This window comes from Desulforapulum autotrophicum HRM2, from assembly GCF_000020365.1.
GTDB classification, from domain to species: Bacteria; Desulfobacterota; Desulfobacteria; order Desulfobacterales; family Desulfobacteraceae; genus Desulforapulum; species Desulforapulum autotrophicum.
On sequence record NC_012108.1, the window covers coordinates 4,422,076 to 4,436,405 of the forward strand.

Consider the following 14,330-nt stretch of genomic DNA (forward strand, 5'->3'; position numbering starts at 1 on the left):
TTCATACTGTGTAAACAAACAGTCAATGAAATTCAATTTTGTTCAGCATCAGCCCAGACGAAGGGGCAATATGCCGTAAAGGCAAATGGCTCATTCCCTTGAGCGACACTTTAATATCTTCCAGGCCGATTTCACCCCGTCCCAGGCTGAGCAGCTGGCCCATTATCAACCGGACCTGATACCGCATGAACCCCTTTGAATGGATATGGTAGGCATAACTTTCTGCCGGGAAAAAATTGGCCTTAAAAATTCGGTTCTCTTCTATTTTACTGACCAGCACCTCCCTTTTAAAGGTTGTCCGGGTGCCGGGTTTGGTGCAGTAGCTTCTGAAATTATGCCTGCCCTGGAACAACAGGGCTCCTTGCTTCATCAGGTCAATATCAAGCCAATGGCAGAACGAAGAAATGAGCGGCGCACAGAACGGATGGCATTTTTCTCCAAAGGCGAACAGGTAGATGTACGCCTTGGTTCTTGGGGCGTTGATGATGCTGAAATTTCGGTCAACCCCTTGAGCCTTTATCACCCGGATGTCGTTGGGCAGATTTTGATTAAAATCCTTCACCAGCTGCTCGACATTCAAAGGTTCATGGACAAAAAGTTCAAAGGCGGAATGATTTGCAGAGACCATTGCATCGGTGCGGCTGCTTCCGAGAATCTTAAAGTCAGAATGGCCGAGGATGAATGCAACTGTTTTTTCAACCATGGCCTCCACGGTTTTTAGCCCCGGCTGTTTCAGCCAGCCATGGTAGCGAAATCCCAGGTATTGAATATGGATCAGATAGTAATATTTTTCCATGGGCCGTATCCAGACTGAAATTAAAGACTGCCCTGCATCTGTTTTTTGACATCGGCAACCAATTGCTGATGCAGAACGTTCTCCGAATCTTCCCAGAGTGCTTTTTCTCCCCAGTGAAGCGCGTTTGGAAAATCCTTTTGCTGGCGGTAGTTTTCCGCAATGGCATACAGAACAATCTGCAGCGGTGCATTCCTGCCTTCAGATGGAAGATCCAGCACCTTTTTGAAATCAGCCACGGCAGCGTTGTGATTCTTTTTAACCGTATAACAACTTCCCCTGCCGATCAGGCTCTCCTCGTCCTGGGGGTTCAATGTCAAAGACCGGGAGTAAAGCACAATCGCATCGTCAATCCGTCCTTCGATTTCGGAAATTTTGCCCAGATAAAAATAGGGATTGTCGCCATCCCCGTGGCGATAAACAGGATTTATCCTGACAACTTCCTCAAATGCCCGGACAGCAGCAATCCCGTCCGGCTTGTTGAAACATCTCAAACCTTCATCAAACCAGTCTGTCACAGAAAGTGGTGTTCCTTTTTTATCCATCAGATTCCCTGTTGTACGCTTTAAAATCTGCGGTTTTTTCCGCAGCAGTTTCATTGTTGAGAGAAATTCTCCATCAAAAACGAATACTATCCCCAGAGTTCCTGAACCAACCCTCGGCCCAGATCCAGATATTCATTGGGCTGTAATGCCTCTATATGCCGCCGTATCAAAATGTGCCCTCATCCATGATTATCTTTTTATTATAAATTGACATCCTCATGAATTCTCATTTTTATTTGTTCGATTTACAATGCCATGAAAAACGCTCCTTGTATATGATCTTTGGTTAAAAGGACACCAGGTCAACCACCTGACCCGTTTCATAAGCCCTGAAGAACGGGTACCCCATCCCCCAGTCAAGATCATGGCTGGCGCAGGAAAGAACCCGGCAGATATGAAGGCAGGAAGATGGCCAACCGCTTTAAAAAGCTTGTTTATCATGGGGTGGCAGAGCACATTATCAGCTTCAGCAAAGCGGCTGATTTTTCGAATAAATCTGTTGCTGAGTTTGATCAGGAAGCCCATTTCGTATCATGATTATCCTGGTAAACGATGCCGATATCCTCATTGTTCCCTTAAAAATTGATCTGCTGACAACTTTTTTCCGCCTCTCATATGAATTTCATATGACAGACGTTGTTTTGTCCATCCCGGACAGCTCCTGCCAGTCCTGCCTTTTTTCTTGATTTCCTTCACGCTCCTTGATACCACTATTAAAGCTGAGCCTGGATACAGTTAAATTGCTCTATGCCGTTCAGTTATCGATATAAAAGGCTAATTAATCAAAACCTGTAAAGGAGAAAACCAAATGGCTAATTGTTGCGATATGAAAGAAGGCGATGTGTATTATTGTGAAGCTTGTGGCCTTGAATTGAAAGTGTCTAAACCTTGTGCCTGTAATGCGGGATCTAAGGATGCTTGCAGTGTTCCGTTGATGTGTTGCGGTAAGGAAATGAAGAAAAAATAGAATTTGTTTTTTATAACCGGCACGGCCGGAGCGAGGGATGGCATCCGGCCACAACGAATATGGAAACTCCGCCAATGTTAATGCTTTGGTGGGTGTTTCATATAAAAATTGAGATCTACACAGCCCAACTGACTGCTTTAGTAATGAACCCTCTGGATTTTAACTGAATTTCAGAGGGTTCCCCTTAAATAAGTGAATATGAAAAAATAAACTGAAACTACAGATCAACTTTTTATAACCAGACAAAATTGTGAATTGCACAATGAAAAACGAAGAAGAAAGAGTTAACATTCAAAATACAAAAAAGGACCAAAATATAAAATTGTCACCCTTTGGTCGTTTGTTTAGATTGCTTGCATCATGGTTTGGGTTTACTGGTCTTTACGCCATGTTTGCCATTTGCCCTTTTTGTGGACAGCAAGGATGTCCTGTCGGTATGGCATCAGCAGGGACTGTTGGAGCGTTTTTTGCGCTGTGTATTCAAGATTGGAAACGGCTTTTTTTATATATTAAGCAAAAATTGAGCAAAAAAGATTATAATCCCCCAAATCACCAGATGGGGGGAAAAGCCGTCACTGTTGACCGGCGCATTTAAGGGACTCGAAAATAACACAAAAATCAGAGATAAGAATCTAACCGCTTAAAACATCACGGTCAAGCTGGCGCTAACCAAATGCAAATTACCGCTGTAGGTCCCGTTGGCAATATTGGCCTCCCCTGCGGATGCCAGCCCCACATTATTGTCCTTGTCCCGATCAAGATTCAACTGGTATCCGTAGCTGAGTGCCAGGCTGGCCCGTTTCCAGCCATAGCTGCCGCCCAGGCAGAACAAGTGGCAGTCGGAATCCGGGGTTGACGGTTCAAAAGTATCATCGGGCACGGCATTTTCCTGATACAGATATCCGGCGGAAAGGGCCAGCTGCTTGGTCAACTGATATTCGGCGCCGATATTATAAGTCCAGGTATCGTGCCATTTTTTTTCAATGGTTTGAGAGGTTTGATTCAATACCGCCTGATCCATTTCAATTTCCAGGCTGTCAAAACAGGACCAGCCTTCCCATCGCATTCCCACCTCAACGGTCAATTGATCCGTAAAGGCATAGGCCACACCTGCGGTAAACTGAGCGGGCAGGGTCATATCCGCATTGCCGTTGGTATCTGGCAATATACCGGTGGATGCCAATGCATCGGGAATATCACTAAACACAACGTCTCCGTCAATATCCACCGTCACTTTACTTCGATAGGAAGCGCCAAAAGTCAGCTTATCCGTAAAGGCCACCGCAAGGCCAAGGTTATACCCAACCCCATTGCCATCGCCTGAAAATTTCTGGTTGCCGTCAGAAAGTTCATAAGCCTTAGAGAATCCGAGCAAAGAGCCGATCCCCGCAGAGTTGACCCGCTGCTCCAGCGTCGTGTCCAGCCACAGAAAATCAACCCCTGCAGCCAAAGAGACCCTCGGGCTCAGGCGATAGGATATGACCGGATTGACCATATAGGTTTGGATTTCTGAACTTGTGGCGATGTAGCGCCCCTCCCAGTGGTCGTCCCAATTTGTACCCAGGCCAAAGGGGACAAAACACCCCAATCCCGCGCTGATCCGGTCAGTAAACGCATGGGTCATATATACGGTGCTGGGGAAATAGACATTGTCCTCGTTGTGATAAGTCTCCCCGGTAAGATCGCTTTTAAACTCCCGGGTCGGCACGACCAGTGTGGTCCCAAATTCCATCTGGGTTCCCGAAAGCTGATTGATCAAAGCCGGATTAAAAAATACCGCCGAAGGGCTGTCCAGATGGGCCACAACCGCATTGGCCTGACCAAGGGCCTTGGCGCCCTGGGTAAAAATGCCAAAACCAGCACCGTAACTGTAAGAGGATGATAGAACGACAAGAAGCATTAAAACCGGAGCAAGCGCAAACCCGGAATATCTGAATTTCATCATAAATCCCTTAACCTTTAAACTATAAAAGAATCAAACCACTTTAAATCGCCCTATTTTTCAAAGACGAAACACCTAAAGCAAACCTGGCCGGAATAGTCAAGGACAGATAAATTGCACAATCCTTGACAGCCGGTTGGTCGCATTCAGTCAAGTTCTAAAACTTGGAGTCCTTAGCGAACGGATACTCCCTGCTCTTCAAAGTGATCTGAATGGTTTATGAATTAAAATAGGCAAATTGCCCGTTTATAGAAAAATCCAAAGTTGATCAAAGATAACACGTGGAACAAATTTTAAATTCATATTCAGCTTGAATAAAATTTGCTATGATTGTACGGTTTTTCTTGGAAGACGATTTTGATTCTGACTTTTCCATATGGACTTCCTTTTATAGGTTAAACCTTTCAGTTCAACCATACATGGAAATCATTCAATTGTATAATTGTTAAATCGCTCCCTATATCCGTTAGAATGGATATGATTTTTTAAAAATTATTTAATATATTAGGGTTCTTCACGGTGAACAACAATAAAATAATTTTAGAATCAGAGATCAGAACGATTTTGCTTAAAGGCCTTTATCAATTTGCACAAGAGGAAATTGGTAAAGATGCAATCAAAATATTCAACTGGATAGATACATCTAAATATAGAATAAAAAATAAATTTAAAAACAAAATAGAAGATTTAACAATTGAGCACCTGATAGAAGAAGATAATTTTGCAATTTCCAATACACTTTCAAATCAAATCTTTGCAAAAGCAGAGGAACTTTTACCAGGAGAAGATCCTCTTTATCGGCAGGGAATTCATTTTATTCGAAACAATAAATTAGTAAGATTAATGAGTAGTATTGTGAAAAGGATGCCCCTAGAATTTCTGCTAAAGCGCGGGAACAAAGAGAATAAGAATTATAACAATATTCTCACAATCCATTCTTATCGTGGAGATGGGAATCAAATATTTATAGAAAATCATTTTCTTGACGGCATTAGTTTAACAATTGATGGTCATGTTCAAAACAAGCCTGTTTGCAATCAATATAGGGGGTGTCTTGCAGGGTATATGGAAATAGCAGGATTTCAAGAGTATACGGTTAAAGAAATTCAGTGTGTAACCGAAGGGGCAGAATTTTGCAAATATGAACTTTCCTGGGTAAAAAAACCACCGATCAAACAAAGAATTCAACGAAATTTATTGTCTTTTTTTGCAAAAGATCTACTTTCAGATATGCAGAATAAAGCTTCAGAACATGAACATCTTGTTTTTGACTTAGAAGAACAAATCAAGGTAAAAACAACAGAATATTTAAAAGCTAAAAATGATGCCGAACAAGCTAGAAACAAAACAGAATTGCTTAATCAACAATTGGAAACAGCGGTAAAGAAACTTGAACGGCTTGCTCGATTCGATGTCTTAACAGGTATACCTAACCTGGACGAGCCAGAACCAAAAAGGGTTGGCCAGTGCGGTTAACCTTATTCATATGAAAATAGTATAAGTCCGGTGAACGAAAACAGGTATACCCTACGCTCATTCTCGCAGCCCGTCCATGGGCTGCTGCGAGGGAAATGGCAGCTCTTTCAGCGTCCATGCTGACCGCTGCCATTTAACCCGCTTCGGGAGATACCTGTTTCCGTTCACCTCTGCTGTCGTATTTTAAAATTTATGGTTCCAGTCAGAAAACTAACCTCGCAGGTTCAAAAAGTTTCTATGATTCCAAATACGTAGTATAATAATTTCCAAAATATGCAGATGTTAAAGGAGGTTAATTATGTTACTGACTGAAAGATATTCCGATCAAATATCTGGCGTTTTGCACTGTTATGACCGCATTATTATTCAAGGTACAATTCCTGGAATCTGCTTTGCTGCTGGGATGACAAGTTATCTCTACATGAAGAAAATCAGAATTTTTGATTATCCAAAATTTGCAGCCCCTTTTAAAGACGAAATTCGAAACAATGCTGAAGACGTTGCTTCAAAGAATGGCCTTGAAATTGAATTTGTTCGCAAAAGAAACGTTCGCAAAGAAAAAATAATTGAAAAGGTCATTAATGAACGTGGTGATCATCCTGGCCTTGTTCATATCCTTTCCGCTATGGAGGCTTGTCCTTCCTATAGACCCTGGCATAATAAAAAAACTGGGAAAACCTACCTGAAAGGAACCCAGGGAAAATGTTTACATTATTATTTTTATTTGATCGATGAAGATTTGGGGCTTTGCTATATCCGGGTCCCTACATGGTGCCCGTTTAGATTACAAATATATTTCAATGGGCATAATGCCCTCAATTCTGCCATGAGAAAAGAAGGTATTCAAAGTGTAATACGGGACAATGCAATTTTTCAAACGGAGTCATTTGAATCTGCTCAAAAATTAAGTAACGATCTAAACATAAAGCACATTCATGAGAAACTCGATGGATTTGCAAGCCTTTATTGTCCGGCTGTCAAGCATTTCCCCTTGAGTTACCATTGGAGTATTATGCAGGTCGAGTATGCGACAGACATTGTTTTTAAACGTCAGGAAGACTTAAAACTGATTTATGAAAATTTAACTAGAACTGCTATTCACTCTGTTAAACCCGAAAATATAGCTACTTTTCTTGGAAAAAAGCTCCATCCATTATATCAAGATGAGGTGGGTAATAACTTTTCGACAAGGATAGAGGGAACATGCGTCAAATTCAAAATGGGTGCAAATTCGATAAAAATGTATGATAAATACGGCATTATTCTCAGAATAGAAACGACCACAAATAATGTCTCTTTCTTTAAACACTACCGTGAGGTAGAACATCGTGATGGAACAACTTCAATGAAATTGGCACCTCTGAAGAAAGGTTTATATAGCCTGGGGCCTTTAACCAGAATACTGTTTAATGCCAACAATCGGTTCCTTAAATTCATCTCAGATATTGTTGATCCAAGTGCTGGGATTAAAAAACTAAAAAAAGTTTCAAAGACCGTTGTCAAGAATGATCGGCCGTTTAGAGGATTCAATTTCTTCAGTGAGGATGACATGAAGATATTACACTCATTAATATCTGGAGAATTTACAATCAGTGGATTTCAAAACAGAAATATTCGATTAAAGCTTGGATCTTACTCAAGCAGCCAAATTTCAAGAATTTTAAAAAGATTGCATACTCACGGTATGATTAAAAAAATAGCCCACACTTACAAATACTATTTGACACGATTTGGCAGTCAGGTAATCACCATGGGAATGAAATTGAAAACCATGGTAATAATTCCTGAATTAGCAAAGAGTTATGATGAAACAGCATGATTTTTTTGCCATAAAAACAAGAAAATCAGAGATAAGAAACTAACCGGCAATATTTCAATGAATATTTTCAAAAAAAATTGGATGAGCGAATAAGGTATAAAGGATCCGATAAAAAAGATTTATTTGTTATGATAATAGATATAGATTATTTTAAATTATATAATGATAGTTATGGACATATCCAAGGAGATGACTGTCTTACCAAAGTCGCACAAAAAATAGCCAAATCATTGCGTAAAACAGATTTTGTTGCCCGATATGGGGGAGAAGAGTTTGTTGTGGTCCTACCCCTTGAAGATATGCCTGGTGCAGTGATTGCTGCAAATAAGATAGTAACAAATGTTGCAAACATGAAAATACCTCATAAAAACTCCAAGGCTTCTTCTGTTGTAACCATAAGTTTAGGCCTCGCAAAAATAGAAGACACATGTCGATCAATGACTGAATTATTAAACAATGCCGATGCGGCACTTTATAAGGCAAAAGACGAGGGAAGGAATAGATGTATTGTTTATCCTTCTACCGATATTATCTCAAAATAGAAGCATTGCCTTAATTTTTACAGTTCCGGTGGGAGGAATAACCATACTGTTGGGTTAAAGAGCCCCTGGAAAAAAGCTTATGAACATCCGTGTACCCCCCAGTCATGAGTTTTCGTGCAAGACTGGTACTCATGGCTTCATTCGGTCAGGCGCAGTATAAGACCAGTTTTTGATTTTTAAGGTATTTATCTTTCCAGACCAAGAACGGCCTGGATCTCCAGCAGGAACTTCACACCTTATCGTAACTTTATCCGATTTTCCAGGGTGAGACAAACAAGACCGGCCAGAATCTCATCCCGGGTGTAGCGGGCATGGACCGAAACTAGACAGGAAAAGGGCAAGGCCCGTGTCCGCCTCAAATGTGGCCATACGTAAATTCTATCAATCATCAGCCAGGCCTGAATATCATCACCTGTGATAAGCAATTGTTCAAACCCATTGCGATCATAGCCGCCCCGTTGCCATTTTTATATGAAACACTCGCCAAAGCATTGTCAATGATGGCGTTTCAAAATTCGTTGAGGCCAGAGCCATACCTCGCTCCGGCCGTGCCGGTTATATGGGAATAACCCACACAATCGCTGATGCAAAAATATTGAAAAAAAGAGTCCCTGATCTGCTGCGAATGCACCGCCTCCCCCTTTCCTGGTTCAAGTTCGGTTCAGGTCGGAAAAGATTCCAGGGAACGTCAGCAATCACATATCATATAATTCTGCACTGGCCGAAGCTATGATCAACCCTGGTTTCAGTTTGTTCGAATTCCATGAGATTATTGCTTTTTTTATTAATCTGTGTAACTTAAATGAGTGATCCCCTAACAAATATAATGGGTTGGGCCTTTTTTAAATCAGGAGAAAATTTTAATGGTGAATACTAAAATTGTTGATTTTATCGATTTTAAAAAGGTGAATCCCCTTCTTGAAGGGTTCAACCAAATAACCGGTTTTGTAACAGCCATTTTAGACCTTGAAGGCAATGTTTTATCGAAATCGAAATGGAGACAAATCTGTACTGAATTTCACCGTATTAATCCTGAAACCGCTAAAAATTGCACAGTTAGCGATACCGTCTTATCCAATAAAATGAACGGGGGCGGAAAATATCATTTTTATAAATGCTTAAATGGATTAATTGATGTCGCTGTTCCGATAATAATAGACGGAAATCATGTTGCCAACCTTTTTTCCGGACAATTTCTTTTTGAAGAACCGGACATCTCTTTTTTTAAAAAACAGGCCAAGATACATGGCTTTGAGGAAAGTTCCTACCTTAAAGCGCTTGCAAAGGTCCCAATAATTTCGCAGGAGAAAGTTAAAACTGCAATGGATTTTTTATTGAACATGACCAAGGTGATCAGTGAAATAACATCTCAAAAGTTGGAACAAATAGAACTGAATAAACAGAGAGAAAAAAATGAGGAGGCATTGCGGCATAGCGAGGAAGATTTAAAGAAATCCCAGCGAATTGCCCATGTGGGCAGTTGGCGTTTGGACCTTGCGAGCAATCATGTCGTTTGGTCGGAAGAACTTTATAGAATGTATGGTTTTGATCCCTCATCCCCTCCACCTCCTTACACCGAACATCAGAAACTGTTCACCCCTGAAAGTTGGAACAAATTGTCCACGGCCCTGACCAACACTCGAGAGACTGGAATCCCCTATGAGCTTGAGTTGGAAACATTGCGGGAGGATGGGAGCCGGGGATGGATGTGGGTGCACGGAGAGGTCATTCGTGATGCAACAGGTACCACTGTCGGACTAAGGGGAGTGACTCAGGATATCACAGGGCGTAAACAGACAGAGGAGGCTCTGAAAACCAGTGAAAAAAAGTATCACTCCTTGTTTAAAAATGCCCAGGTAGCGCTGTTCAGGAATAGACTTTCCGACGGCAAGATCCTTGAAATAAATGAACGATATGCAAAAATGTCAGGCTATTCTAATATTGAAGACTGTATGGCTGAGTTCAATGCGGCCGATGCATGGGTTGATCCCAACGGGCGCAAGGAATTTTTGAGAATTTTACATAAAAATGGAGTTATCAGCGATTACGAGACGGAAATTATACGCAGGGATGGAACCCATATCTGGATATCCTTTTCGGCAACGATTTTCCCAGAACAGGGATTTCTTGAAGGATCAATAGTGGATATAACTGAACGTAAGAGATCCGAAAGAAACCAGGAGAAATTGCAACTCCAGTTGAATCAGGCTCAGAAAATGGAATCCGTGGGCCGTCTGGCCGGAGGTGTTGCCCATGATTTTAACAATATGTTAAGTATCATTCTTGGTAATGCTGAAATCATCATGGAGGATATGGACCCGTCAAATCCTATTGTCACAAATCTGGAAGAGATATATAAAGCAGCCGAACGATCCAGCAGCTTGACCAGACAATTGTTAGCCTTTGCCCGCAAACAAACGATTGCTCCCAAGATACTAAACCTGAACCATGTCCTTGCTGATATGCTTAAAATGCTGATGCGTCTGATTGGTGAGGATATTGATTTGACCTGGAATCCGGCCCCAAATCTGTGGTCTGTCAAAATAGACCCTTCCCAGATCGACCAGATATTGGCAAACCTCTGTGTGAATGCCAGAGATTCAATTAAGAGTGTCGGTAAAGTTACCATTGAGACAGGCAATATTTCCTTTGATGAAGCTTATTGCAAAGAACATCAAGGCTTTAATCCCGGTAGTTATGTAATGATGGCCGTCAGTGATAATGGTTCCGGCATGGATAAAAAGATCCTTGATAAACTTTTTGAACCCTTTTTTACCACAAAAAGTATCGGCCAGGGAACCGGTCTTGGGTTGGCAACAGTCTATGGCATTGTAAAACAGAACCATGGTTTTATAAACGTTTACAGTGAGCCCGGTGAAGGGACGACTTTTAAAATTTACCTTCCTGTTCATTCAGAAACGGCAGTTGCCAAACAAAAAGATTTTAAGAAAACATCTCTGAAAGGGAATGAAACCATTCTATTGGTGGAGGATGAAAAGGCCATCCTGAAGATGACCAAGATAATGCTTGAACGACTGGGCTACACCGTATTGACGGCTTCTGCGCCGACTGAAGCCATATCAATCATGGAGACTTCTAATGTTAATGAAATTCAACTGCTTATGACGGATGTTGTCATGCCCGAAATGAATGGCCGGGATCTGTCAAGAAAACTCCTCACCATTTACCCCGGTCTTAAATGTTTGTTCATGTCAGGTTACACTGCCAACGTTATTGCCCACCACGGTGTTCTGGATACGGGCGTGCAGTTTATAAACAAACCATTTTCGATGCAAGATCTGGCAGCTAAAGTGAGGGATGTGCTCGATGATGGGGAGTGAAAAACTAAAAAATATATTCTATCTTAAAAGTTGATAAAATCCATTTGCATATATGCGTCAAAACAGGGCTGACGCAGGGAAGAACCCGGCAGATATAAAGGCAGGAAAATGGCCAACCGCTTTAATCAGCTTGTCTATCATGGGGTGGCAGAGCCATTTATCAACTTCAGCAAAGTGGCTGAGTTTTTGAATACATCTGTTGCTGAGTTTGACCAAGAAGTCCATTTCGTATCATGATTATCCTGATAAACGATGCCAATATCCTCCTTATTGACCTCTTAAAAATTGATCTGCTGACAAGTTTTTTCCGCCTCTCATATGAATTTCATGTGACAGACGTTGTTTTGTCCATCCCGGACTGCTCCTGCCTGTTCCATTCAAAAAACCGTTCCGGAAGATTACTGACCGGTAATGCTGCCCTCGAAAGCATGCAGAACAGAACCAAATCCTGGTTCATGGAATTTTATGGATTTCTGATAAACTTGGGGATCAAACGATTATTTTTAGAGGGTGGTATCATTAAACATCAGTCGCTTTCTATAACTCACGATAATTAGTCATGGCTCCAGACAGGTGCAAAATTGATATTCGGAATTTAAACGTTTGATGAAGACAAAAAAACCTTGCATCCCGGATGTTGTGGTTTGAAGAGCTTCCTCAATAGTGACACATACACGTTATAAAGCTCACCCAAGCCTCAAGGCCGACCACCCTACACTACTTTTTCCAGTCCTGGCCATTTTGAAATCACAGCCGGTAACGCTTCATACCATTAATGTGCAGGAGTAAATCTGCTCAAATTAACATTTTTTGCAATTTCCTAATTCTTGATGTAACATTTTTTGGTTTTTTTGGTTTTTCTGCAGATACAACTTGTAATTATCAAACCTTTGAATAAGAATGATTTATAACAGAATTCACGACTTTGATAGCGTTGTAAAAAATCTTATTCTTTGCGAGTCCATAAAAATAAACAACTAAAGAAGGAACCAATCATGCAAGATGTTTATGACTTTAAATGGGAAGACTTGGGCGACCTTTCCGAGGGGCGCCCAAATTTGGGAACTGAAACATCAGTTGTAGCCTATCGGCTCATGCAGTATACGTTCAAAGATGCTTTTTCCAAAGTGCTTGGCAAGCAAAAGACCGTTGAATTGTTTGTTAAAGCCGGTTTTCTTGCCGGTCAGGAGTTTTGCAAGAACGCTCTTGACACGTCACTGCCATTTAGCCAATTCATAGCGGCTTTGAAAGAAAAACTCATATCACTGAAAATTGGTATTTTAATGATCGAAAAGGCGGATGAAAAAAAACTTCACTTCGTCTTAACTGTGTCAGAAGATCTTGATTGTTCAGGGTTACCAATATTTGAAGAGTCTGTTTGTGATTACGATGAGGGCTTTATTGCAGGTATTTTTGAAGAATATACCGGTAAAAAAATCACAGCCAAGGAAGTTGATTGTTGGGCTACCGGAGACAGAACATGCCGATTTGAAGTAAAACCAATTGAGGATTTAAATGGACCATCGTGAGATTTTAGAAGAGATAGATACCTGCCTGAAAACGGCTATCGGGCATGGACTTGGAAGCAAGGGTCTTATTTTTCCAGTAGATCCAATTACGGTCGAGGATGAGGAACTCAGGGCTATTTGTAATCGGTTTGCAACAATCTTCGACATGATTAATGAATCATATCAATATTCCGAACGGTTAGCCCGGGGGGATCTTAGCGCCAAATCATCTCGCAATAATATTTTTTCAATGCCACTTAAAGGATTACAAGCAAGTTTGGCGCATATGACATGGCAGGCCAGGCAGGTTGCTGAAGGTGACCTGAACCAGCAGGTACATTTTCTGGGTGAGTTTTCATACTCGTTTAACTGCATGATTCTGTCTTTGCGTGAAAAAGAAATCATAAAACAACGGTTGAAACAGATAACCGATGTGCTGGGTGAGGGTGTTTTGTTAGTTGATTCTGACGGGAAGATTATTTTTGCAAATCCTGAGGCAATGCGCCTGCTTGGATATAGCTTTGATGAAATTGAAGGGTGTCTTATTCATGAAGTGATCCATAAACAACAACCGGATGGCACTCTATACAATTCTGGGGAAAATCCATTCTTCAATGCCATCGTATCGGGAAATGATTACAATAATGATGATGGCGTCTTTACCTGTAAATCTGGCTTATTGATGCCCATAAGCTTTGCCTGCAGGGCTGTTTTTAAAAATGAAACACGGGATGGAGCCGTCATTGCATTCCGAGATATTACCGTGCAGAAAAAAAATTTGCAATCCCTTGAGGGCATCAATGAACTGCTGGAAAAACAGGCCTCCACAGATGCACTCACAGGAATATTTAATCGAATGAAGTTCAACCAGACATTAACAAGTGAGATAAAAAGAGCGAAACGTTACAGGGTAGCCCTGTCACTGATTCTTTTTGATATTGACCATTTCAAACAAGTCAACGACAGCTATGGTCATCTGTCCGGTGACACTGTTTTAAAGCATCTTGCCAGACTTGTGGCATCCAATTTGAGGGAGATAGACATTTTTGCACGCTGGGGAGGGGAAGAGTTTGTAATCCAGGCACCCGAAACTTCTCTTGAGAGTGCTATAAAATTAGCCGAGAAGTTGCGAAGTAAAATTGAAAATTATGTTTTTCCAGCCCCCAAAAAAATCACCGTAAGCTTCGGTGTTGCAACCTTTCGAAGCAGTGATAATGATATCACCCTTGTAAATCGGGCAGATGAAGCACTATACCGTGCAAAAGAAGGCGGTCGGAATCAAGTTGTGTCTCATGCTTAAGTATCCATCAAAATTAATAGGAATCTGTAATCATGAAAGATACTATTTGAATCCTTGAAAACATTTGGTAGAGACAAGTACCTATGGGCAGGGATAT

10 protein-coding genes and 1 pseudogene are annotated in these 14,330 nt (G+C 41.2%); 8 read left to right on the top strand and 3 right to left on the bottom strand.

Annotation, left to right across the window (positions count from 1 at the left end; all coding sequences use genetic code 11):
* Positions 1 to 22: 22 nt before the first annotated feature.
* Together HRM2_RS19390 and HRM2_RS19395 are read right to left on the bottom strand one after the other, a co-directional pair.
* Entirely contained in the window at positions 23 to 796 is a 774-nt protein-coding gene (locus HRM2_RS19390) for a tRNA pseudouridine synthase A (RefSeq protein WP_015905732.1), read from the bottom strand.
* 20 nt (positions 797 to 816) lie between these two features.
* Positions 817 to 1,338: a tetratricopeptide repeat protein gene (locus HRM2_RS19395; RefSeq protein WP_015905733.1), complete on the bottom strand. Its 522-nt coding sequence runs from the start codon at positions 1,336 to 1,338 to the stop codon at positions 817 to 819.
* A 533-nt stretch (positions 1,339 to 1,871) separates the two neighbouring features.
* On the opposite strand from HRM2_RS19395, the gene HRM2_RS27190 reads away from it, so the two are divergent.
* Both HRM2_RS27190 and HRM2_RS19405 read left to right on the top strand, forming a co-directional pair.
* The gene (locus HRM2_RS27190; RefSeq protein WP_015905734.1) at positions 1,872 to 2,024 is read left to right on the top strand and encodes a PIN domain-containing protein; all 153 of its coding nucleotides are present in this window, start codon (positions 1,872 to 1,874) and stop codon (positions 2,022 to 2,024) included.
* Positions 2,025 to 2,567: 543 nt separating this feature from the next.
* Positions 2,568 to 2,900 carry a hypothetical protein gene (locus tag HRM2_RS19405; protein ID WP_041273384.1) on the top strand — a complete coding sequence of 111 codons (333 nt, stop codon included), beginning with the start codon at positions 2,568 to 2,570 and terminating at the stop codon, positions 2,898 to 2,900.
* A gap of 45 nt (positions 2,901 to 2,945) precedes the next feature.
* On the opposite strand, the gene HRM2_RS19410 is transcribed toward HRM2_RS19405, so the two are convergent.
* The gene (locus tag HRM2_RS19410; RefSeq protein ID WP_202944666.1) at positions 2,946 to 4,250 is read right to left on the bottom strand and encodes an OmpP1/FadL family transporter; all 1,305 of its coding nucleotides are present in this window, start codon (positions 4,248 to 4,250) and stop codon (positions 2,946 to 2,948) included.
* A 516-nt stretch (positions 4,251 to 4,766) separates the two neighbouring features.
* Here HRM2_RS19410 and HRM2_RS19415 point away from each other — a divergent pair.
* From HRM2_RS19415 to HRM2_RS19450, 6 genes and pseudogenes are all read left to right on the top strand, one after another.
* A complete protein-coding gene (locus tag HRM2_RS19415; RefSeq protein WP_015905738.1) occupies positions 4,767 to 5,723 on the top strand; it encodes a 4-vinyl reductase in 957 nt (318 codons plus the stop codon).
* Positions 5,724 to 6,021: 298 nt separating this feature from the next.
* Entirely contained in the window at positions 6,022 to 7,542 is a 1,521-nt protein-coding gene (locus HRM2_RS19420; RefSeq protein WP_015905485.1) for a hypothetical protein, read from the top strand.
* A 53-nt stretch (positions 7,543 to 7,595) separates the two neighbouring features.
* A pseudogene (locus HRM2_RS19425) lies at positions 7,596 to 8,084 on the top strand (GGDEF domain-containing protein); the annotation flags it as partial.
* 863 nt (positions 8,085 to 8,947) lie between these two features.
* A complete protein-coding gene (locus HRM2_RS26200; protein ID WP_015905742.1) occupies positions 8,948 to 11,425 on the top strand; it encodes a PocR ligand-binding domain-containing protein in 2,478 nt (825 codons plus the stop codon).
* 995 nt (positions 11,426 to 12,420) lie between these two features.
* Entirely contained in the window at positions 12,421 to 12,954 is a 534-nt protein-coding gene (locus HRM2_RS19445) for a V4R domain-containing protein (protein WP_015905744.1), read from the top strand.
* Complete coding sequence (locus tag HRM2_RS19450; protein ID WP_015905745.1) at positions 12,941 to 14,233, top strand: sensor domain-containing diguanylate cyclase; 1,293 nt, start codon at positions 12,941 to 12,943, stop codon at positions 14,231 to 14,233. Before HRM2_RS19445 ends, HRM2_RS19450 begins: the two co-directional genes overlap by 14 nt.
* Positions 14,234 to 14,330 lie beyond the last annotated feature (97 nt).

Excerpts from the sequence above, each read along its gene's own strand:
- HRM2_RS19420 (WP_015905485.1), top strand. The coding sequence starts at position 6,022 with ATGTTACTGACTGAAAGATATTCCGATCAAATATCTGGCGTTTTGCAC.
- HRM2_RS19445 (WP_015905744.1), top strand. The coding sequence starts at position 12,421 with ATGCAAGATGTTTATGACTTTAAATGGGAAGACTTGGGCGACCTTTCC.
- HRM2_RS27190 (WP_015905734.1), top strand. The coding sequence starts at position 1,872 with ATGATTATCCTGGTAAACGATGCCGATATCCTCATTGTTCCCTTAAAA.
- HRM2_RS19395 (WP_015905733.1), bottom strand. The coding sequence starts at position 1,338 with ATGGATAAAAAAGGAACACCACTTTCTGTGACAGACTGGTTTGATGAA.
- HRM2_RS19410 (WP_202944666.1), bottom strand. The coding sequence starts at position 4,250 with ATGATGAAATTCAGATATTCCGGGTTTGCGCTTGCTCCGGTTTTAATG.
- HRM2_RS19390 (WP_015905732.1), bottom strand. The coding sequence starts at position 796 with ATGGAAAAATATTACTATCTGATCCATATTCAATACCTGGGATTTCGC.
- HRM2_RS19405 (WP_041273384.1), top strand. The coding sequence starts at position 2,568 with ATGAAAAACGAAGAAGAAAGAGTTAACATTCAAAATACAAAAAAGGAC.
- HRM2_RS19450 (WP_015905745.1), top strand. The coding sequence starts at position 12,941 with ATGGACCATCGTGAGATTTTAGAAGAGATAGATACCTGCCTGAAAACG.
- HRM2_RS26200 (WP_015905742.1), top strand. The coding sequence starts at position 8,948 with ATGGTGAATACTAAAATTGTTGATTTTATCGATTTTAAAAAGGTGAAT.